Annotated in this window: 18 protein-coding genes; 2 read left to right on the forward strand and 16 right to left on the reverse strand. The window is 47.1% G+C overall.

Going from position 1 to position 22,634, the window contains the following annotated elements; all coding sequences use genetic code 11:
* Nucleotides 1-67: 67 nt before the first annotated feature.
* The 5 genes from carB to pyrR all read right to left on the reverse strand — a co-directional run bounded on the left by carB (nucleotide 68) and on the right by pyrR (nucleotide 7,742).
* Complete coding sequence (gene carB / locus BLS14_RS18745; RefSeq protein WP_090953427.1) at nucleotides 68-3,286, reverse strand: carbamoyl-phosphate synthase large subunit; 3,219 nt, start codon at nucleotides 3,284-3,286, stop codon at nucleotides 68-70.
* Between the two features lies 1 nt (nucleotide 3,287).
* Nucleotides 3,288-4,430, reverse strand: a complete 1,143-nt coding sequence (gene carA, locus BLS14_RS18750) for a glutamine-hydrolyzing carbamoyl-phosphate synthase small subunit (protein WP_053784194.1) — start codon at nucleotides 4,428-4,430, stop codon at nucleotides 3,288-3,290.
* A gap of 406 nt (nucleotides 4,431-4,836) precedes the next feature.
* The gene (locus tag BLS14_RS18755) at nucleotides 4,837-6,141 is read right to left on the reverse strand and encodes a dihydroorotase (RefSeq protein WP_072734473.1); all 1,305 of its coding nucleotides are present in this window, start codon (nucleotides 6,139-6,141) and stop codon (nucleotides 4,837-4,839) included.
* 126 nt (nucleotides 6,142-6,267) lie between these two features.
* Nucleotides 6,268-7,179: an aspartate carbamoyltransferase catalytic subunit gene (locus BLS14_RS18760; RefSeq protein WP_090953848.1), complete on the reverse strand. Its 912-nt coding sequence runs from the start codon at nucleotides 7,177-7,179 to the stop codon at nucleotides 6,268-6,270.
* Nucleotides 7,179-7,742 (reverse strand): bifunctional pyr operon transcriptional regulator/uracil phosphoribosyltransferase PyrR, encoded by a 564-nt coding sequence (gene pyrR / locus BLS14_RS18765; protein ID WP_072734474.1) that lies wholly within the window; start codon nucleotides 7,740-7,742, stop codon nucleotides 7,179-7,181. Before pyrR ends, BLS14_RS18760 begins: the two co-directional genes overlap by 1 nt.
* A gap of 703 nt (nucleotides 7,743-8,445) precedes the next feature.
* Here pyrR and BLS14_RS18770 point away from each other — a divergent pair.
* Nucleotides 8,446-11,121 carry a YhgE/Pip domain-containing protein gene (locus BLS14_RS18770; protein WP_090953429.1) on the forward strand — a complete coding sequence of 892 codons (2,676 nt, stop codon included), beginning with the start codon at nucleotides 8,446-8,448 and terminating at the stop codon, nucleotides 11,119-11,121.
* Between the two features lie 153 nt (nucleotides 11,122-11,274).
* Here the strand turns inward: BLS14_RS18770 and BLS14_RS18775 are convergent, their stop codons facing one another.
* The 9 genes from BLS14_RS18775 to BLS14_RS32670 all read right to left on the reverse strand — a co-directional run bounded on the left by BLS14_RS18775 (nucleotide 11,275) and on the right by BLS14_RS32670 (nucleotide 17,978).
* Entirely contained in the window at nucleotides 11,275-12,576 is a 1,302-nt protein-coding gene (locus BLS14_RS18775; RefSeq protein ID WP_090953431.1) for a DUF6080 domain-containing protein, read from the reverse strand.
* 24 nt (nucleotides 12,577-12,600) lie between these two features.
* The gene (locus BLS14_RS18780) at nucleotides 12,601-12,921 is read right to left on the reverse strand and encodes a DMT family transporter (protein ID WP_231952438.1); all 321 of its coding nucleotides are present in this window, start codon (nucleotides 12,919-12,921) and stop codon (nucleotides 12,601-12,603) included.
* Nucleotides 12,908-13,198, reverse strand: coding sequence for an EamA family transporter (locus BLS14_RS18785; protein WP_090810048.1), 291 nt, complete (start codon nucleotides 13,196-13,198; stop codon nucleotides 12,908-12,910). The genes BLS14_RS18780 and BLS14_RS18785 overlap by 14 nt, the downstream gene beginning before the upstream one ends.
* A 26-nt stretch (nucleotides 13,199-13,224) precedes the next feature.
* Nucleotides 13,225-13,857: an HAD-IB family hydrolase gene (locus BLS14_RS18790; protein ID WP_079696187.1), complete on the reverse strand. Its 633-nt coding sequence runs from the start codon at nucleotides 13,855-13,857 to the stop codon at nucleotides 13,225-13,227.
* 32 nt (nucleotides 13,858-13,889) lie between these two features.
* Nucleotides 13,890-14,804, reverse strand: a complete 915-nt coding sequence (locus tag BLS14_RS18795; RefSeq protein ID WP_371121651.1) for a decaprenyl-phosphate phosphoribosyltransferase — start codon at nucleotides 14,802-14,804, stop codon at nucleotides 13,890-13,892.
* 184 nt (nucleotides 14,805-14,988) lie between these two features.
* On the reverse strand, nucleotides 14,989-16,242 hold the full coding sequence (locus tag BLS14_RS18800) for an LL-diaminopimelate aminotransferase (protein ID WP_063567860.1): 1,254 nt from the start codon (nucleotides 16,240-16,242) through the stop codon (nucleotides 14,989-14,991).
* A gap of 109 nt (nucleotides 16,243-16,351) precedes the next feature.
* The gene (locus BLS14_RS18805) at nucleotides 16,352-17,335 is read right to left on the reverse strand and encodes an RluA family pseudouridine synthase (protein WP_090809957.1); all 984 of its coding nucleotides are present in this window, start codon (nucleotides 17,333-17,335) and stop codon (nucleotides 16,352-16,354) included.
* On the reverse strand, nucleotides 17,328-17,822 hold the full coding sequence (gene lspA, locus BLS14_RS18810) for a signal peptidase II (RefSeq protein ID WP_024628399.1): 495 nt from the start codon (nucleotides 17,820-17,822) through the stop codon (nucleotides 17,328-17,330). Before lspA ends, BLS14_RS18805 begins: the two co-directional genes overlap by 8 nt.
* A 9-nt stretch (nucleotides 17,823-17,831) precedes the next feature.
* Nucleotides 17,832-17,978, reverse strand: a complete 147-nt coding sequence (locus BLS14_RS32670; RefSeq protein ID WP_157258414.1) for a hypothetical protein — start codon at nucleotides 17,976-17,978, stop codon at nucleotides 17,832-17,834.
* A 64-nt stretch (nucleotides 17,979-18,042) separates the two neighbouring features.
* Between BLS14_RS32670 and BLS14_RS18815 the strand changes: the two genes are divergently transcribed.
* Entirely contained in the window at nucleotides 18,043-18,780 is a 738-nt protein-coding gene (locus BLS14_RS18815; protein ID WP_090953432.1) for a TraR/DksA C4-type zinc finger protein, read from the forward strand.
* Nucleotides 18,781-18,792: 12 nt separating this feature from the next.
* Here BLS14_RS18815 and BLS14_RS18820 read toward each other — a convergent pair whose 3' ends face one another.
* Together BLS14_RS18820 and ileS are read right to left on the reverse strand one after the other, a co-directional pair.
* Entirely contained in the window at nucleotides 18,793-19,149 is a 357-nt protein-coding gene (locus BLS14_RS18820) for a DUF5665 domain-containing protein (RefSeq protein WP_063567857.1), read from the reverse strand.
* A gap of 229 nt (nucleotides 19,150-19,378) precedes the next feature.
* Complete coding sequence (ileS, locus tag BLS14_RS18825) at nucleotides 19,379-22,477, reverse strand: isoleucine--tRNA ligase (protein WP_090953434.1); 3,099 nt, start codon at nucleotides 22,475-22,477, stop codon at nucleotides 19,379-19,381.
* Between the last annotated feature and the right edge of the window lie 157 nt (nucleotides 22,478-22,634).

Below are 22,634 nucleotides of genomic sequence, written 5' to 3' on the forward strand. Positions count from 1 at the left end.
GATATAAAGGACATCCCGCCAGCCCGAAGGCTGACTGATGTCCTTGATCAGTGACAAATCGTCTTATTTATTTTACAAGAGCTGGCATAGCCTCAGAGGAGAAGTTGATCGTTTGCAGCATGATCAACAGGGCACGGATCGTATCCAGTGAAGTCATACATACAATGCCGTTCTCTACCGCCTCACGACGAATACGGAATCCGTCACGCTGCGGGGTTTTGCCTTTGGTCAGCGTATTGAACACAAAGTTTGCTTCGCCGCTACGGATCATATCGAGAATGTTCGGCGAACCTTCACTTAATTTGTTCACCGTCGTCACCGGAATGTTCGCTGCTTCAAGCGCAGCTGCCGTACCTCCGGTAGCCATGATTTTGTATCCCAGTCTATAGAAACCTTCAAGCAGTGGAACAGCTTCCTCTTTGTCTTTGTCCGCTACCGTTACCACGATTGCTCCGGTGGCCGGGATCTTCATGCCTGCACCGATAAGACCTTTGAACAACGCTTTAGCGTAATTCGGGTCACGGCCCATAACCTCACCTGTGGATTTCATCTCAGGTCCAAGCGTTGGTTCCACACGACGCAGCTTCGCGAAGGAGAAGACCGGAACTTTTACGGAAACATGATCCGATTCAGGCCATAGACCGTCGACATATCCGAGGTCTTTCAGCTTCACGCCCAGAATGGCTTGTGTTGCCAGGTTCGCCATCGGAATGTTAGTTACTTTGCTCAGGAAAGGTACTGTACGGGATGAACGCGGGTTCACCTCGATGATGTACACTTGACCCTTATGGATAACAAACTGGATGTTAACCAAACCGATCGTTTTCAGTTCTTTTGCAATCTTGATTGTAATCTCTACAATTTTCTCTTTGAGATCCTGGGACAGGTGCTGTGGCGGATAAACCGCGATGGAGTCACCGGAGTGAACCCCTGCGCGCTCGATATGCTCCATGATACCCGGAATCAATACCGTTTCACCATCACAGATCGCGTCAACCTCAACCTCTTTACCCATCATGTAACGGTCGATCAGGACCGGATGCTCCGGGTTGATTTTAACCGCCTGTTCCATATATGTCAGCAATTCTGCATCGGAGTATACAATCTCCATCGCACGACCTCCGAGTACATAGGAAGGGCGAACCAGTACCGGGTAACCCAGACTTTGAGCCGTTTCAACCGCATCATCTACCGAAATGACTGTTTTGCCTTTTGGTTGTGCAATTTCCAGACGGGAGAGCAAACGCTCGAACTTCTTGCGATCCTCTGCCTCATCAATGTTTTCCAGATCTGTTCCGAGAATCGTTACACCAGCGGCACGTAGTGGTGCTGCCAGGTTGATTGCTGTTTGACCACCAAACTGTACGATAACACCTACCGGCTGTTCCTGTTCGATAACGTTCATTACATCTTCGAAGAACAGGGGTTCAAAGTACAAGCGATCCGATGTATTAAAGTCCGTAGACACCGTCTCCGGGTTGTTATTGATGATAACTGCTTCATAGCCTGCTTTTTGCAGAGCCCATACCGCGTGTACTGTGGAGTAGTCAAACTCAATCCCTTGACCGATCCGGATTGGACCAGAACCAAGTACGACTACTTTTTTCTTATCTGAAGGAATGACTTCATTCTCAGTTTCGTAAGTAGAGTAGTAATATGGCGTTGTTGCTTCAAACTCAGCTGCACATGTATCTACCATTTTGTAGACTGGGCGAAGGTTTTCCTCTTCACGACGTGCTCTGATTTCAGCTTCTTTCGTCAGCGTACCTCCTGGTTGACCTTCAGCCCGCAGCTCAGCAATGGCACGGTCTGTGAAGCCAAGACGCTTCGCTTGATACAAGGTTTCGGAGGACAATTCGGATTCCTCACGAATGCGATCTTCGAAGCTGATCAGCCCTTCGAGTTTATCTAGGAACCACCAGTCAATCTTCGTCAGATCTTGAAGCTGTTGCAATGTATAACCTCTGCGGAATGCTTCAGCGATCAGGAAGATACGCTCATCGTCGGCTTTGACCAGACGCTCATTCAGCGTTTCTTCATCCAGGGTTTCGGCATCTTTCAGATACAGACGGTGTACGCCGATTTCCAGGGAACGAACAGCTTTATGAATTGACTCTTCGAATGTACGGCCAATCGCCATAACTTCGCCTGTCGCTTTCATCTGTGTACCCAGTTTGCGGTTCGCTGAGATAAACTTGTCAAACGGCCAGCGTGGGATTTTGCTCACGATATAGTCCAGTGTTGGCTCAAAGCATGCATATGTTTGGCCCGTTACCGGATTCACGATTTCGTCCAGTGTGTAACCCATGGCAATTTTGGCAGCCATCTTAGCAATCGGATAGCCCGTTGCTTTGGAAGCTAGTGCCGAAGAACGGCTTACCCGTGGGTTAACTTCGATAACATAGTATTGGAAGCTGTGCGGATCAAGCGCAAACTGTACGTTACATCCACCTTCGATGTTGAGGGCACGGATGATTTTCAGGGAAGCTGAGCGCAGCATTTGATATTCACGGTCAGACAGCGTCTGGCTTGGCGCCACAACGATACTGTCACCTGTATGAACACCTACCGGGTCAAAGTTTTCCATGTTGCAGACTACGATACAGTTATCGTTCTTGTCACGCATAACCTCATACTCGACTTCTTTCATGCCAGCAATGCTTTTCTCCACCAGACATTGCCCGATCGGGCTGTAACGAATTCCTGCTGCTACGGTTTCGCGCAGTTCTTCTTCGTTCGCACAGATTCCGCCGCCTGTTCCACCAAGCGTGTAGGCTGGACGGACGATGATTGGATAACCAATCTCATTCGCAAAATCAAGTGATTCCTCAAGTGTTGTTACGATTACACTCTCGGGTACAGGCTGTTCCAGTTCACGCATCAGATCACGGAACAAATCACGATCTTCCGCTTTCTCAATGGATGTGAGCTGTGTTCCGAGCAGTTTGACATTCTCACGCTCAAGGACGCCAGCACGTGCCAGTTCCACAGCCATGTTCAGACCCGTTTGACCGCCAAGGGTTGGCAGCAAACCGTCTGGACGTTCCTGACGAATGATTTGCGTTACAAAATCCAGTGTAATCGGTTCAATGTACACTTTATCAGCCATGTTGGTATCCGTCATAATCGTAGCCGGGTTGCTGTTGATGAGTACAACTTCCACGCCTTCTTCTTTCAGTGCCTGGCATGCTTGTGTACCGGCATAGTCGAACTCGGCCGCTTGACCGATGACGATTGGACCTGAACCAATCACCAGGATTTTTTTGAGATCTTTGTTAATCGGCATGTTATTGTGCTCCTTTCACTGCGGCTGCCAATACGGCTTGACGCGGCTGTTGCGGGTGAGTAATCTTGTGCTCCCGAATCATCTCGATGAAGCGGTCAAACAGATAGCTGTTATCATATGGTCCTGGCGCTGCTTCCGGGTGATACTGAACGGAAAACGCCGGGAATGTTTTATGTTTCAGACCTTCAATGGTCTTATCATTATTGTTGATATGTGTCACTTCAAGCTCCGTATTTTTCACGGATTCTTCGTTTACGGTGTAACCGTGGTTCTGGGATGTGATGAAGCAACGTCCGCTCTCCAGTTCTTTAACCGGGTGGTTTCCGCCGCGGTGTCCAAACTTGAGTTTCTCTGTATCGGCTCCTGCCGCAAGTGCGAACAGTTGGTGCCCCAGGCAGATTCCGAAGATCGGATATTCGCCGAGCAGTTCACTGATCATTTTAACCGCGTGAGGAACGTCTTTCGGGTCCCCAGGGCCGTTGGACAGCTGGATGCCATCCGGGTTCATGCGGCGGATTTCGTCCGCTGTTACATCATGCGGAACTACGACAACGTCACAATTACGTTTGCTGAGTTCACGCAAAATCCCTGTTTTTGCACCGTAGTCAACCAATACAATGCGTTCAGCCGTTCCCGGGCTGTTGTAAACATGTTGAGTAGATGTCATAGGAACCTGGTTACGCAGCTCAGCGATGCTGGTGTCTCCCATCATCTCCAGCAACTCTTCCACAGGTTTCGATCCTGTTGTGAGAATTCCTTTCATTGTGCCGTGGTGACGAATCCGGCGAGTCAGCATCCGTGTATCAATCTCGCTGATTCCTACGATGCCATACTCTTTAAGCAAATCGTCTACGCTGTATTCCGCACGCCAGTTACTTGGTGTCGGCTCATGACGACGTACCACAAAACCATGTACGAATGGACGAATCGACTCGAAGTCGTCACGCGTAATGCCGTAGTTACCAATCAGTGGGTACGTCATGGTTACGATTTGACCGCAATAAGAAGGATCCGAAAGCACCTCTTGATAGCCTGTAATTCCCGTATTAAAAACGACCTCACCTGTTGTTTCACCTTCAGCACCGAATGCTTTCCCGGTGAACAGTGTGCCGTCTTCCAACAATAATCTTGCCTGTGCCTGCATCCCATTTCACTCCTCTGTGTTTATCAGGTCAAATGCATTTCGTTGAACGTGGGGTGCGTGCCACAATGGCGGTGACTTCGTGGACAGAAAACCCTTCGATCGCTGTTATCCCCGGATTACTTTTTATCATTTTTTCAAATGATGTAATCCGGTGATAAAGGCGAACGCTTCGCTTCTTCGGGTCTTTTCTGTCCACTTCGTAAGCTACTGTGGCGCGCCCAAGTTCAAAACCATACATTCGACTTTGCTTTGTTTCGTATGTTTGACTCTCGGCATGGTCTGCCTTGAGTTAGTTGTAAAGATGTTATGGTGTATAGGTTGTAGATTTAGAGTTATAAAGCCTTGTTGTTTTAAAAGAATTAAAGAGGAAAAGCTTATTGATTTATTGATCTAATAAGTTACTGATTTACTGTTGTACCGTGTTATTCCACACGCTTTTGCCGTCCACCCATGTCTGTACCGGCCATCCTTTTAGCTTCCAGCCTGTGAATGGTGTGTTTCTTCCTTTGGTTGCGAACGTTGCAGGATCAACCGCTTTTTCCTCGTTCAGGTCAATCATCGTGATATCCGCTGGTGCTCCCTCTTCCAGCTTGCCAGTATCCAGTCGGAATACCCGTGCCGGATCTGCTGTCATGCGTTTCACGAGGAAGTCCAGGCTCCAAAGCCCTGTTTCCACAAACTTCGTGTACAACAGCGGGAAAGCCGTCTCGAATCCAACGATACCGAACGGTGCCAGCTCCATACCTTTTGCTTTCTCTTCTTCGCTATGCGGCGCGTGATCGGTAACGATCATATCCAGTGTTCCGTCCAGCAAACCTTCGATACAAGCTTGCACGTCGCGTGGTGAGCGTAGGGGCGGGTTCATCTTCCAGTTGGCATCCATACCTGGGATATCCTCATCCGACAATACCAGATGGTGCGGACATACCTCAGCAGTTACTTTAATACCGATGGACTTCGCCAGGCGAATCAAGCGAACCGACTGCTCCGTACTTACGTGGCAGACGTGGTAGTGAACTCCCGTTGCTTCTGCAAGCAGGATATCACGGCCTACGTGGATGGCCTCGGATTCATTAGGGATACCTTTGATACCATGACGCTTCGAAAACTCGCCTTCTGTCACATATCCGCCAACTACCAATGAGTCGTCTTCGCAGTGAGCGATGACTGGCATATCCATACTTGCTGCGAGGCTCATAGCATCTTTCATCATTTGAGCGTTTTGTACGCCCACCCCATCATCCGTGAATCCAATCGCACCCGCTTCTTTCAATGCGGCGAAATCCGTAAGTTCACGTCCAAGCTCGTTCTTCGTAATAGCTGCATAAGGCAGTACTTTAACCAGGTCGGCTTCTTTGGCTTTATCCAAAACCAACTTAACGACATCTGCGCTGTCGGTTACCGGTCTTGTGTTTGGCATACATGCAATCGTTGTAAAACCACCTTGTGCTGCCGAACGGGCACCCGTCTCGATCGTCTCTTTATGCTCGAATCCAGGTTCACGCAGATGCACGTGCATATCAATCAAACCGGGAATGACCAGTTTGCCTGAAGCATCGGTTACGCTATGCGCTGATTGCTCTGCTTTCAGTACCGCTTCGTCTTCCACTCCAGCGATCTTTTGAATTTTTCCTTCATCTATAATGATCGTTTTCCGTTCAAGTTCCCCTTGATGATTCAAGATGTTCGCGTTCTTTATAATCTGTAGCATAATTGCCCTCCGCTTCGGTTCTGTCCGACTTGCCAGACAAGCCGGGTGATTTTCTTTATCGTGTACCCTCACATTGCTCTATAAGAACTTCCGTCCCGTCAGCCTATGACCCACAGCCAGACCCTGTTACAGTTTCATCGCACGTTCCATGACCGCCATGCGGATTGGAACACCGTTTGCCATCTGCGGGAAGATCCGCGATGCTGCGCTCTCCACTACCGCGTCATCTACCTCGACATTTCGGTTCACAGGAGCAGGGTGCATAATGATTGTGCTTGGTTTCAGGCGTGATGCCCGTTCTTCCGTCAATCCGTAGTGTTCGCGATAATCCTCAGCCGAAGTAATCAGGCCATGTTTATGACGTTCCAGTTGAACTCGGAGCATCATGATTACATCCGCATCGAGTGCTTCTTCCAGACCTACATAAGGCGCGTGTTCTGCGAGCTCCGGTGCCTGCATCGTTTGCGGTGCGCAGAAGCGCACATCCGCACCAAACTTTTGCAGTGCCCACAGATTGGAGCGAGCTACCCGGCTATGCAGGATGTCTCCGATGATCGACACACGCAAACCTTTCAGCTCACCGAAAGCCTTCCGCATCGTGTAGAGATCCAACAACGCCTGGGTAGGGTGCTCGTTATTCCCGTCTCCGGCATTCACCAGTGGAACATTCACTTTCTGAGCCAGTTGTTGCAGAACACCCGAAGGTTTCAACCGAATCACTCCTGCGTCAATGCCCATGGACTCCAGTGTGCGTACCGTATCATAGATGGATTCACCTTTCTCCACGCTTGATGCAGCCGCCGTGAAGTTCAGTACTTGTGCACCCAGACGTTTTTCTGCCATCTCAAATGAGAAGCGAGTACGCGTGCTGTTCTCGAAGAACATGTTGGCTACGAAGTGGGATTCCAGTATAGGAACCAGTTTCTCCTTCTGCGCTTCCCAGTGTGCTGCTCTGTTCAGAATGGAGTCGATCTCATCGCGGCTAAGGTCCTTAAGGCCAAGCAAGCTCCGGTCCTTCAATGCTAGTTGTGTAATCATCATGCCTGTTCCCCCCGGTTCTGAATGATCTTGACTTCGTCCTGTCCGTCCGTTTCTATCAGTGCAACCTCGATCTCCTCTGATTTAGAAGTCGGCACATTCTTGCCGATAAAATCAGGTCGAATCGGAAGTTCCCGGTGTCCGCGATCTGCGAGAACCGCCAGCTGAATGTTCTGTGGTCTTCCACAATCCATCAGGGCATCCATCGCTGCGCGAATCGTACGTCCGGTATAGAGCACATCATCGAACAAAATCACTTTTTTGTTATGAATTGAAAGTGATTCAGGTGTCATCGTCAACAGTTCCTTGCGATTCGCTTTATTCTCTTCCAAGCGATCATCGCGATAAGGGGTCACATCGAGTTCTCCCCAAGGGATCGGTGTACCTTCGATTTCTTCAATCTTGGCGGCGATCCGTTCTGCGAGGTATACACCCCGTGTTCGAATTCCGATAAGTACACAACCCTCAATACCTTTGTTTTTTTCCAAAATCTCATGGGCAATCCGTGTTAATGCGCGGCGGATCGCGGTTTCATCCATAATGACATGTGTCTCTGTGCTCATGCGTTCAGCCTCCTCAGGATTTACCTTTCAGATCATGGCCCCGTGACGAGGAGAACAAAAAAGACTCCTTGCCGTGTTCATTGGCAAGGAGTCTCCGAACTTCAGACCGCTCTGAAGAAAGTTTACTCTCGGGATGCATCGCTTGATTTGCCGCAGCAAAAAACGATGTATCGTTCACGTTACCTTGCCAGTCTCACGGGACTGATTTAAAGGTGCTATTCATGTCGTTCATATTGCAGGACCTCACAGGGTTCTGTACTCAATATGTCCGTTTGTCTTCATGAATTATGACAGAAAGACAACCCTCTGTCAACACCTCAACATCACAGGCGAAATTCCTCTACTGTATTCCCTTAGAATCAGCAGTTCGGCTGAAAAACATCCAAACACATCACATTTCATTCGTTATTCATAATTATACAATAATTCTGTATATTTATCCATAGGCAATTGCGGAGAATCTTACAGCCAAAATAATCCTCTGACTATACTCAACGTTGGGACAGAGTCTAATTTTAGAGTTCAACGTCCAGAAACACGGAATACATGAAGGCTCTGCATTAGTACCCAGCGAAATGGGTAAAGTTTATAAACATGAAACAATTCATAGATGCTTCAATAAAGCCGATATACATAAGGATTTACAAATACGCGACATAGAAATAAGATAAGACCTACATTTATTTACATTTAGGAGGAAGTTATGCGTCACATTTGGCAAGTTTACAAAACAGACTGGTTGCATATTTTGAAGGTTCCCACAGGTATTTTTCTAATTGTGGCTATTATTTTACTACCCGGGGTGTATGACTGGGTCAACGTGAAGTCCGTATGGGACCCATACAGCAACACCCAAGGGATCAAAATTGCGGTGACAACCGAGGACAAGGGTGCAACTGTTGCAGGAACTAATATCAATATTGGAGACGAACTGGTGTCCAGCCTGAAACAGAACGAAAAGCTGGGATGGACTTTTGTGGGCCAGGCTGAGGCTGATCGTGGTGTGCAAACAGGAGAGTATTATGCAAGCCTGCTCATTCCTGGGGACTTTTCAACCAAAATTACAGGTATCGTTGACGGGAAGCTGGAGCGCCCAGAGGTAATCTATACCGTTAATGAGAAGGTTAATGCCATCGCTCCAAAAATCACGGGTTCCGGTGTATCTGCGATAACAACACAAATCAATGAAAATTTCACTGAAGCCGTCAGTCAGGCTGTTCTAACCAAATTGAAGGAAGCCGGAGTTGAGATCAATGCCCAGCTTCCAACTTTGCGCAAGATGGAGAATGGCATATTCACGCTGGAGAAAAATCTTCCGGATATACAAGCTGCAGGTCAAAAGGTACTGGAAGTAGAAAAAGCCATGCCTGGTATCGTAAAAGATGCTCAAAAGATCGTCGAGATCGAAAAAAAACTGCCTGAAATCAATGAAGCCGCAAAGTATGTGCTCAAGGTGCAGGAGTATTGGCCACAAATTAATGATGCAGCATCCGAGGTTTTGGCTATTCAGGGGCGTATTCCCGATATTCAAAAAGCCGTAGAACGTATTCAAGAAGTGGATGCAAACTTTGGTCAGGTATCAGGTGTCATCCAAACGGCCCTGGATAAAACCGACAAGGCTCTGTCTATCGTAACGGCCGCAGAGCAAGATCTGGATAAAGTATCCCAAATCGCTGGTAACGGGATTGAGCTGGCCGAAGGCTTAAATCACTTTGTGGATTCCAGTGAAGAAGCATTTCAGGCTATAGGCCCGGCGATTCGGCAAAACCTGCTGCTGGTGCAGCAAATCTCAAACGCTGCATCAGACGTATTTGGGCAATTGCAGAATACAGATCTTAATAACCTGCCGACAGCAGAAGATCTGGACCGGATCGCTGCCCGTTTGGGGATTGCAGTAAGACTCGTCGACAGTATGGCAGAACTACTGGGCAAAATCGACAACTTACTTCCAAACCATCCACTTGCTAATAAAATTACGCAGCTGAACACCATTTTAGATAAACTTCAGCTGCAAATCCGCCTGACAGGGATTATCAGTGATGCTCTGCGTCGTAATACAACTCCGCCCGCAGACGTCATCGCCCAGTTAAATGCTCTCTCCAAGGACATTAGCAGCGGCATTGGCAATATCATGAACACCTACGAGAGCGAAATATCGCCGGCTCTTGCGGCTGGTGCGGATAAGCTGAGGTCTATCCTTTCCACTTCAGCAGATACACTACAGGGAGCAAGAGATCGAATTCCGGATATCGCGGACATTCTTGCGTCAGCCAAAGAAGGGATTACGTTTGGGCAGACTGAATTGACAAAAATCCAGAGCGAACTGCCTCAAATACAATCTAAGATTCATGAGATATCGGAGACACTCGCGAATAAAAGTGAAGGCTTCATCCAAGCTTTGAACACAGTATCTTCATTAATTCGAAACGATCTGCCCAAGCTGGGGACCAAGCTGAATGAAGCGGCTGATTTTGTTCGGAACGATCTGCCCAATGCCGAGAAACAGATAGGCAAGGCATCCGATTTTGTACAGAACCAGCTTCCGGAGGTCGAACAAGGAGTACATCGTGTTGCCACGCTTGTACGTGATGATTTGCCAGCATTGGAAAGTGCCATCAGCAAGGCAGCAGACAAACTTAGAGAAGTCGAAGGTAATAACCAGTTTGCCGAGCTCGCCAAGCTTTTGCGCGGCGACATTGAAGAAGAGAGTGCTTTCCTAGCAAGTCCGGTGAAAATCAAGGAACAACAGCTTTACCCGATTCCGAATTACGGATCAGCCATGTCACCATTTTATGGCGTGCTGTCCTTGTGGGTCGGCTCAACGCTACTGATTTCCCTGCTTCGTGCCGAAGCTGAGAATCCAGAAGGCAAGTTCCGGGGATACGAGTTGTATCTTGGACGTCTTGCCACTTTTCTGACTATTGGATTGCTTCAAGCGATCTGTGTCAGCCTGGGAGATATATTGATCCTCGGCACCTATGTCGCAGATAAAGTGTGGTTTGTCTTGTTTGCCATGCTGGTGAGTGCCGTATTTGTCACCATAACGTACACCCTGCTGTCCGTTTTTGGGAATATCGGAAAAGGGATCGCGATCATCTTCATGGTGTTTCAGTTCTCCAGCTCCGGCGGTACGTTTCCAATCAGCATGACATCGCCCTTTTTCCAGGCATTGAATCCGTTCATGCCCTTCACGTATGCGATTAGTCTACTGCGTGAGTCGGTCGGCGGCATCTTGTGGTCGACTGCCATCAAGGATATTCTGTGGTTGTGCATGTTCATCGCGCTGAGTCTCATCGTTGCTCTCGCTTTGAAACGTCCACTCAGCAGTCTCACCAAACGTTCAGCCGAGAATGCCAAGAAGACCAAAATCATAGCTTAAAATCGTCCGTGAGACCCTCTGCGTAATCAACGCAGTGGGTCTTTTGTTTATACCAACATGCACATATCGAATGAATCATACCAAACAAGACAAGGCCATTGGATTTAAAGTCCAATGGCCTTGTCTCATTATAAAGATAATTAAAATCTCTGATTATTTCACTGTACGTTCCTGTTCCAACTGATCATAGGACTGCTTAATGGTTGTTAAAGTTTCTACATGACGGTAGATGTTGTTGCCTGCGGTGACGAGAATACATACCATGATCAAGCCTATTAGCACTTTTTTACCCAGCCCCTGACGAAGACCGATGACGAAGCCCCCACCGAGGAGGAAAAACGCAAACAGATAGTGTCCTGCGTACAGGTACATATCGTATTGAAATACCGCCAGCCCGAAACCAACAACGATATGAAGTAAAAAGGCAAACAGAATATATGGCACAAGAGTCCACACTTCCCGTTCACGGATGCCTTTGAAAAACCCAGTAAGCGCCAGCAACAGGATAAATATACCCGTAAGCTGAACATAGATCGGATTGGAACGGGTCAAATCTGTTACAAACGCGACCATACCCGGGTCCAGCAAATGCACTTTCGGTGACAGCATCGGATTAATCGTTAGCAAACTTAGAGCTTTCCAATGAGCTGCGAACTGGAATGGAGTGGCATAGCTTGTTCCCCCATTTTGAATGCCAAGCAGCCAGTTACTGACCCAACTGCGACCGCCAAACGCGATGTATTGGATTCCTGTCAATACTACGATGAAGGCAACGGCCAGTGCCATAATCCCGATATACTTTTTCCAACCAGACTTGTTACGCCACGTACGCAAATTGAAAAACATGGCTGCCGCAAATGGTACAATGTTGGTCGACGTCAGTCCGAAGTTGATGGATGCCAGCAGCGCATTCGGGATGTAACGGACATCTTTCCGTTCACGGGTGTATTGCATATACAGCACAGAGAACAGGATAACAAACTGTACGTACGGATACGAATCCGGAATCAACGCGGTAAACATCAGATAGGAGCTGAAACCGAACAATAAAGCGAAAAGTAACGGTGTGGTGATTTGTTTATCTTTTTGATTTAAAAACAGAAACACCAGCACAACCGAACCCGCATTCACAAGGGACTGCAGGACAAGAAAGAACCAATTCCCGCCCAGCAATTGAGCACCTGCTTCAAGCGTGACCGCTAGAAATGAAATTAACGGATGAATAACCGAAGAACTGTTGCTTCCGTAATACATGGAAGGATCGAAGTTAAATAAATTAAGTGGAAACTGCGTCGTACTAAATGGCGTGTATGACCCAAGTAGCTCTGCGTGATTCGCAATGTACGTCACGTAAGGTCCATTCATGAGAGCGTAAAAAAGAGCAAAACCCGCAAACAGGCCAAATGCCGTCCAATTGGTCCTGCGATTATAAAATATGTAGTCCAAAAATTTCATGCATTCACATCCAGTTTCATTATTCTAGAAAACCAATAAACACAACCCGCCCATAATACAAGTGACACCGATCCAGCGCAAAGGACCCACTGCTTCCTTAAAGGCAAACCGCGCTATAATGAGCGTCCACACATACGTTAACGCATTGGCTGGCAGCACAACAGTTAAGGGAAGAAATTTCAACAATACAATGTTCAGCAGCGCACCTGTACCATAGAATCCTAGCCCCATTAAAACATGCAGCTTTTTGCGGCTGGTAGCGTAGGCTTTCAAACCCGCTCCCCCCATCGCTCCACACAGGGTCATTGCAATTAATACAGCAATCATCCAGCTATCGATCAACACTGGTCAACGTCACCCCAATTCCAAGCAGCACAACAGCGGCCAACTTCTGCACCGTAATTTCTTCTCCTAGCAAAAAGTATCCATAGATCAGCGCAAACACATAGCTTGCACACATCAAAGGATAGGCCACAGACAGCTTTTCCAAAGCAAAAGCCTTGATCATCAAAATGGCACCCAGCCCATAACAGAGAAAGCCGATGCCCAGATAGATCCACTCGGTCAGCCCCCACTTCCAGAACAATTGGCCTGTCGCTGTAAGAAAAGCGGAGACCAGCATCAACAGCTTGCCTGTATGGCGCCCTTTTATCTCCCCCACGACAATGCCTCCATCTCTGGCACGCGCTTGTTAATAAAGTATCGCTGACTCACCAACTGCATCACTGGAAGATCTGATAAGGAGTCGGAGTAGGAGCAGGATTGATCATAATCAATCACCATCTTTTTCTCATCCAGATAGGCCTGAATTCGACGAACCTTCTCATCCCCTTTGCAATTGCTGCCATCAATCCTACAGGTATAGCCATTCGAGTGACGAACCAGATCGGTACCAATGACATGATCCACCCAGGGAAAGTTTTTAAAATATTTCATATAGGCATGCGGAGATGCGGTCACCAGCAATACATGATAGCCTGCTTCCTTACGGTGCTGCATCTCTACACTTGCCTCCGCAAAAATGGCAGTACGCAATCGTGTATCAAAAAAATGCTCCAGATCATTTTCGGACATGCGTTCAATGCTTTTGAAATAGGAACGTTTGACACGCTCAACCGTCATCAGACCTGCCTTGAACAGCGCGGTATGAAATGCAATTACAGGCAATCTCCATACCTGCCATGGGTAACGGCGAACGCCGTAATGTACAAACTGAAACATGGAATCTCTGCGTATAATCGTTTTATCAATATCAAAGATGGCGATTTTCGTGCTTTTCACCCTGATCCCCTCTACCTTCCAGACTCAAACTTTTATTCAAAAATAGCAAAAATCGAAATAACACTTATGACATACAAAATGACCGTGATCAAGATGGGCTTGTCCTCAAATAGAACTCGATCTGGGGAACCACCTTGGTTCTTCATATGAATCAGATACAGATAGCGGAACATGCCGTATATAACCAAAGGAATCGTCCACATTAAATGAATGGTACGATCGGATGTGAACGTAAAGAGCGAATAGCTAATAATGGTCGCCGTTGTGACAATGGTATTGAACTGATCCAATAACGTTATCGAGTAGTTATCCAATACTTTACGGTGTGAACCAGTATTTCCCTCAAGCAGGGTGAGTTCATTCCTCCGTTTGCCGATAGCCAGGAACAGGGACAGCAGCATCGTACAGATGAGGAACCACGGCGTAAATGGCACATGGATCAGGACACCGCCTGCAATCGCACGAAGCACAAATCCAGCCGCAATGGTCATCATATCCAAAATAACGAGATGTTTGAGTACAAATGAGTACGACACATTCAATAGGAAATAAACAATACATAATACTCCGAATAATGGGTTCATCACGAAGGCTGTCCCGACGGAAAGAATTAATAACAGAATTCCGAACAACAAGGCGTGAGCCGGGTTGACCTGTCCAGAAGCAAGGGGACGGAACATCTTCACTGGATGCTGACGATCTCTGTCGCGATCTACATAATCGTTTAAAATATAAACGCAGCCTGCAACAAGGCTAAATAAAATAAAACCTAGCAAAGTCGATAGAATGGTCTCCGTCCGAATCTCCTCAAAAGAAAAAAGTAGCGCGGCAAACAACAGCAAATTTTTGGTCCATTGTTTTGGTCTCAATAGTTTAAGCAAGCCTGAAACGGTATTGCCTGTCCCTGCAGCAGGTGTGGACACGGTATTGGTACGAGATGATAACAATTTCCATAACTCCCTTCAAAAGCAACTTCTGACTATAATAAATAACGTAAAGATCTAATCATATGTTGCTTGTATAATTTTGTAAAGGTATTACAGGGAGAAATTATATTTTTTTGCATAAAAAAAGAGACCGTTTCCGGTCTCTTCTTTCTTTACTTTACATCATTATGATTATGTGAATTAATTAAAATTCGAATTGCACGTCGCTCAGGCGGCGTTTAATTTCAGCGATAACACGTTTCTCTTCTTCTTCCCCTTTAGCTTCAAAGGTAACGGAGAAACGAACAAAGTTACCTGCATCATCCCAAGGCACCGAAGAGATCAGTTTCTCACGGATCAGGAACTGGGAGAAGTCTTCGCCTGATTCAAAGCGGCGACCTCCGACAATACCTTTTGGAGCTTCAACATAAAGGAAGAAGGAACCTTTAGGTTTCTCAGCCTGAAAGCCCAGCTCGTTCAGTGCAGCTACCAGCAGGTCGTGACGACGGGAATATTTCTCGGCGATTTTTTCCGTGATTTCCGGGTGGTTCAATCCATAAGCAGCAGCCTTTTGGATCGCGATGAACTGACCAGAGTCATTGTTGTCTTTCACGTCGCTGAATGCTTTGACAACAAGCGGGTTACCTGCAACAAAACCAATTCTCCAACCTGTCATGTTGTAGGACTTGGACAGGGAGTGTAATTCCACGCCCACATCCTTCGCACCAGGTACAGACAGGAAGCTGAACGGTTTTTTGCCGTCATAAGTCAATGCTGCGTATGGAGCATCATGTACAACGACTACGCTGTATTTCTTCGCCCATTCAACCACTTCCGTAAAGAACTCCACGGTAGCACTCGCGCCCGTTGGGTTATTCGGATAGTTCAGATAGAGCAACTTTGCACGTTTCGCGATATCTTCCGGAATAGCCGACAGATCTGGCAGGAAGTTGTTCTCCTTGGTCAATTGAATGTTGAACACTTCACCACCCAGGTATTTGGTGTGTGTACCCATAACCGGATACCCTGGCACCGTCATAATCGTTACATCACCTGGATTGATGAAGCAAGAAGGCATCATCGCCAAAGCTGGCTTGGAACCGATGGAATGCACGATTTCAGTTGATGCATCGATACCTTCAACATTAAATACATTTTTCAGGTAAGCAGCTGCCGCTTCCTTGAATTCAGGAATACCGTTATCCGCGTATCCACGGTTTTCAGGTTTGGAGGCTTGCTCCGCCAATGCAGCTACGATGCCTGCATCTGCCATCTCGTCTGGTTCACCTACGCCGAGGTCAATCAATTCTACATTGGGAAAATCCTTTTTAGCCGAAGCTTTGGCACGTTTGATTTTCTCGAATTTATAGATGTTGGTGTCTTTACCATAGTTGGAGCCGCCAATACGGTCGGCAAAATTAGTCTGAATGTACGTTTCCTGATATTTATCGATACTCATGATTTTGTTCATCTCCTCATTTGACGCAAATTTCTACACTTTAATATGAAGCATTTGCGCGTTCAAAACCATGGACAAATTATCCGAACATTTGTACTTTCTCGAGCTGTCAGCGGCTACGCAGTGAGGCTAGAACATCTTCCATATCCTGCGGAAGCGGAGCTGTAAATTCAAGGTATTCTCCGGTCGTTGGATGTACAAAACCGAGAATCGCAGCATGCAGGGCTTGTCCCTGCATTTTGATTCCTTTGTTACGACCATACGTCGGATCTCCAACAAGCGGATGACCAATGAACTTCATGTGAACACGAATCTGGTGGGTACGCCCTGTCTCCAATTTCAGTTCCAACAACGTGTAGTCATTGATGCGCTCCGTGACGGTGAAATGCGTAACCGCATGTTTACTGTTACGCTCTGTAACGGTGTACATTTTGCGATCATTGGTATCTCGACCAATGGGTGCATCAATCGTACCCTGATCATGGCTAAGATGCCCATGAACGAGTGCAATATATCGTCTATTCACACTATGCTCTTTGAGCTGAGCAGCCAGCGAGGCGTGAGCACGATCATTTTTGGCAGCCATAATTAGACCTGATGTGTCCTTATCAATCCGATGCACAATACCGGGACGCAGCTCGCCGTTAATGCCTGAGAGATCTTTACAGTGATACATCAGTGCATTAACAAGTGTTCCTGACGTATGCCCTGGTGCTGGATGTACAACAAGGCCACGCTGTTTGTTAATAACGATCAAATCACTATCTTCATACACCACTTCAAGCGGAATATCTTCAGCAATAATCTCCACAGTCGTCGGCTCAGGGATCAGAAGCTCTATCAGATCACCTTCAGATAATTTGGTGTTAGCTTTGACTTTAACTCCGTTCACCGTTACGAATCCGTCTCCGATCCACAATTGAACTTGGGAGCGCGATACGTTATCCATGGATTCTGTAATATATTTGTCAATTCGTTCTTTTTTATGTTCAGCGGCAACCGTCCATTCCATACGATCATTGCCATTCAAGAGTTCATCGTCATGCGTTGACGTATCTCCGTTATTCTGTTCTTCATTTTGCGTTTTACTCATGATGTTCATTCCCTTCGACCTTTGCGGCTGCTTTCTCGCGCCGTCCTTCAAGCAACGTTTCTACAATAATCAGTACCACACCGATACAGATCGCCGAGTCGGCTATGTTGAAAATGGGAAACGTATAGCTACCAAAATTAAGCTGGATAAAATCGACCACTTCTCCGGTCAAAGCCCGATCCAGGAAGTTACCAATGGCTCCCCCAAGCACCAAACTAAGCGCCACGGGCAGCAATTTGTGCGGAGTATCTTTTACCTTTTGCAAATACCAAACCAAAGCCACCACGACAACCAGTGTAACTACAATAAAGAACCAGCGTTGATCCTGCAAAATACCAAAAGCTGCACCTGAGTTACGATGTGATGTGATGACAAAGAAATTGCCAATCACCGGAATTTCATCTCTAAGTTCCATCCGGGTTGCAATTAGGAACTTCGTTCCCTGATCGACTAAAAATACGATAAAAGCGAGGATATAATACACCACGTTTGTTTGTCACTCCGTTCTTGTCTTTTCCAAACGATACCAGGCTTTACGCCAGACTTGTTCATTGTAGCACAGCTGTTTGGAAATCGTCCACGACGCGGTTAGCCCCAGCCCGGATGGCAAAAACGATAACATTTCCCTTCTGTAATTCTGCACGAAATGGTACATCCTACAACAGAGTTAAAATCCGGAGTCCATACGGAACAGAAAGGGGAAAATGATGTCACATTTCACTGCTAAACAACTGCAATCGTTACGTTCCCAACTGATAACCGAAAAGCGTGACATTGAACATAGACTGGAGCAAAACGAACATTATGGTCTTGGTGATTCCATGAAGCTTCAAACAGGTGAATTATCACCGATTGACAATCACCCAGGTGATGTAGCTACCGAGATGTATGAGCGCGAAAAGGATATTTCTCTGCTGGAGCATGATGAATTTCAACTGGAGCGCATCGATTCTGCCCTGCATTCCATCGAAGAAGGCCATTATGGAACTTGCGCCATGTGTCAGCAACCTATCCCCTATGAACGCATGCAAGCTGTTCCTTACACCAAATACTGCAAAAAACATCAACCGGAAACCGTTGTCTCCGAAAATCGTCCTATCGAGGAAGAATTCCTCGCTCCTGCCTTTGGCCGCACAAGCCTGGATGAACGTGACGACCAGAACGGCTTCGACGGCGAAGATGCATGGCAGATTGTTGAAAGTTGGGGCACCTCCAATACTCCGGCTATGGCTGAGGGACGCGACATCGACAGTTATGATGTTATGGCGATTGAAGCCACTGACGAAGTGGAGGGCTGCGTTGAGGCATATGAGAGCTTTGTCGCAACCGATATCTACGGCCATGACGTGTCCATCGTACGTAATCGGCAATATCGACAGTACCTAGAGAACCGTGAAGGTGATGGTCTGTTAGAACCAGATGTCGAGTCAGACGACTCATATTAACCCACGGGTAAACTAATAAGTGTTCAATTCCAGCTGTCGCTGCACAATCCGTACAATATCTGCGATGTAATCACCCACGATGGGCAGATTAAGCGCACCAAGCACTTGTAACACGTAAATGATCGTTGCTGCAAAAAAAGTAAAACCGATGGCGATTCCCACGCCCCTTGCGGCGCCGGACAACAGATTAAGTCCGATCAGCTTCCACGGCCGGTTCAGTAATTCCGTATACTGTGCGATTCGTGAACGTTCGAGTTCATTCGCGAGTCGGTTAGTGAGTTTGTGAAGTTCTTCAATCTTGTCCTCCGCATTCTTGGAATGCGTCGTGGATTCTGAATTAGATGGCGATTGGGTATCCTGTTCGTTCATAATTTACTCAGTTCCTTTGATGTATATAGAATGTCTGCACAATAGAAATCATTGCCCATTTGCTGAAAAACCAAACGAGCCAGGATACAGGATTGATCTCCTGCATCTGAGGCTCGTTGGCATGTCTGTCTCTATATACTGTCCTATTTGAAATAGAGTTACTCTATCCCCGTTAAAGTCTGACAAAGCAATCCTTTCTCCAGGAACGCCTTACGTGAGAATTACTGTATTACCCCTCGATATAAACACCGATGGCTTTGCCTCCGGCTTCAATGCGTTGCATCGAATCATTCGTTCCGAAGGTAACTTCGGTAACGAGCACATTCTCACGCAGCACATGATCAAAAGCCTGAATCGCTTCTTGTAAAGCAGAGTCTACATCCAGCGTCAAACGTACTCTTTTCTCAATCGGTAGATCCAGCTTCTTCCGTGTGTCTTGAACTGCACGAATGACTTCACGGACCCAGCCTTCCTGTTCGAGTTCTGCTGTGATCTCCGTATTGAGAGCTACTGTCAGACCATAGCCGGATGCCGAGGCAAAACCGGATTTGGCTTGTTTCTCCACCAGCAGTTCTTCACCCGTCACTTGCAGCTCTTCGCCTTCAGGTGAAACGACATTCAGAAGATTTTCTGTCACCACTTTACGCGTCTCATCTGCTGACATTCCCTTGAAGAAGTTCTGCAGGAAGCCTACGTTTTTACCGTATTTTTTACCCGCCACTTTCAGGTTCAATTTCAAAGTGAAATCAACGAAATCCGCATCATCATGCTCGGTACGAATCGTTTTGACATTGATCTCATCCTTGATGATCTCTTCATAACTTGCCAGATCGAAGCCTTTATCCAGGGAAACGATCAGTTCAGACAACGGTTGACGTGTCTTGATACCTGTTTCGTTACGGACGTTACGGGCAAGTTCAACGATTCGGCGTGCTGTCTCCATATCCTGCTCCAGATCCAAGTCAATCAACGTTTCATTGGCAACCGGATAATCATCCATATGCACACTCTCACCAGTAGTCAGGTTCAGATAGATATCTTCTGCAAGCATTGGTGTGAATGGAGCCACCAGCTTGGCTGTAGTCACCAGCACTTCGGTAAGGGTACGGTAAGCGTCCAGTTTGTCTTCTGTCAATCCGCTGCCCCAGAAACGGTCACGGGAACGACGAATGTACCAGTTACTGAGTTCATCTACAAACGCTTCAATGGCTTTGGAAGAGTTCAGATAGTCATTAACAGCCAGCGCTTTTTCTACAACGAGAATCAGGCTGTTCAGTCTTGACAAAATCCAGCGGTCCAGGTTGTGTGATGACAATTTAAACGGATGCTCCTGTGGATCAAATCCATCAATTGTAGCATACAGCGTCAGGAATGCATGGGTGTTGACCAGCGTATCCACCATTTTGGATTTCGCTTCGCCCACGATGCCTTTGGAGAAACGTTTGCTGTTCCACGGTGCGCTGTCAGACAGCAAAGCCCAGCGGAATGCATCTGTACCGTATTCTTCGATAACTTCCCAAGGATCGATAACGTTGCCTTTTGATTTGGACATCTTTTGTCCGTTCTCATCGAGAACGTGGCCTGTTGCCATAACTGCTTTGTAAGGTGCTTTGCCTGTCAAAAGTGTAGATACGGCCAGCAAGCTGTAGAACCAACCGCGTGTCTGATCAATTCCTTCACAGATCATGTCTGCCGGATATTGCTGTTCGAATATTTCTTTATTTTCAAATGGATAGTGCTGCTGGGCAAACGGCATGGAGCCGCTGTCGAACCAGACATCGATCACTTCCGGTGTACGTTTCATTTCATATTTGCCACAAGAGCTCATGACTTTGACGTCATCTACATACGGCTTATGCAGCTCCAGATTCTCAGGCACGTCGCCAATGGCACGAGCACGCAGTTCAGCGATGCTATGCGGAGCGAATTGTTCACCTGTCTCTTCGCACACCCAGATGTTCAGTGGCGTTCCCCAGTAACGGTCACGGCTGATATTCCAGTCTACGAGATCTTCAAGGAACTTCCCGAAACGCCCGTCACGAACGTGGCCTGGGTACCAGTCTACTTCACTGTTATTGGCGATCAACTGATCCTTGATTGCTGTAGTTTGGATAAACCAGCTGTCCATTGCATAGTACAGAAGTGGTGTATCACAACGCCAACAGAACGGATAGCTATGCTCATATTTTTCTTTGCTGAACAAACGTCCTTTTTCAGACAAGTATCTTACGATATCAATATCGCAATCCTTAACAAAACGTCCGGCAAAATCAGTTACCTGTGGCACAAACTTACCTTCCAGGTCCACCATGTTCACAAAGCTGATGCCATGCTCACGACATACACGATAGTCATCTTCACCATGTGCTGGTGCCATGTGTACAATCCCTGTACCACTTGCATCGGTTACAAAACCTGCACCCAGGATGATATTTGCTTTCTCAGCCTGTACGTAGTTAAACGGAGGATCATACGTTTTGCCAACCAGGTCAGAACCTTTCAGGGCACCGATGATTTCATACTCCCCTTTGGCATCCTTCATGACTTTCTCAACAAGATTAGTCGCCATGATGTACACTTCGTTGTCCTGACGAACACGGGAGTAGTCCATATCCGGGTTCACGGCAAGCGCAACGTGTGAAGGCAATGTCCAAGGGGTCGTTGTCCAGGCAAGCACGAATTCGCCGCTGTCATTCAGCTTGAATTTGGCTGTAGCACTGAGGTCTTTCACGTCTTTATACCCTTGCGCTACCTCATGGGAGCTAAGTGTAGTCTGACAAGACGGACAGTAAGGACTCACGCGGTGACCGCGATACAGCAGACCTTTTTCATGAATCGTCGCCAGAATGTTCCACACACTTTCGATGTAATTGTTGTCGAGTGTGATATACGGATTATTCATGTCGGTCCAGTAGCCGATACCTTCGGTCAGATCGCGCCATTGTTGTTCGTATTCGAACACGCTCGCTTTACATTCGTTAATGAATTTCTCCACACCATAATCTTCGATTTCCCACTTATGGGAGATGCCCAGCTTTTTCTGAACACCCAGTTCTACAGGCAGACCATGTGTATCCCAGCCTGCTTTACGAACGACGCGGTAACCCTTCATCGTGTTATAACGTCCCACAAAATCCTTGATTACCCGTCCCAATACGTGACCGATATGCGGTTTACCGTTGGCTGTAGGCGGCCCCTCGTAAAATACGAAGTTCGGCTTACCTTCGCGGTTTTCGATGGATCTTTTGAATGTATTCTCGGTTTTCCATTTGTTTAACACACGTAGTTCTCTGGCACGTGCTTTCTCTTTGACGTCAACTCGTTGCATGATAATCTTCCTTTCAAGTATGGATTGTGGACCGTCCACAAAAAGCGTTTCAATCCCCCTAAATCCCCCTTACCAAGGGGGACCCCATAGGCGCTCCGCCCTCTGGACACCCGGAAAGGGTCGTCTTTGGCGGGAGCTACGGCGGCGTTGGCGAGGG

It is taken from the genome of Paenibacillus sp. OK060, assembly GCF_900101205.1.
GTDB lineage: Bacteria > Bacillota > Bacilli > Paenibacillales > Paenibacillaceae > Paenibacillus > Paenibacillus marchantiae.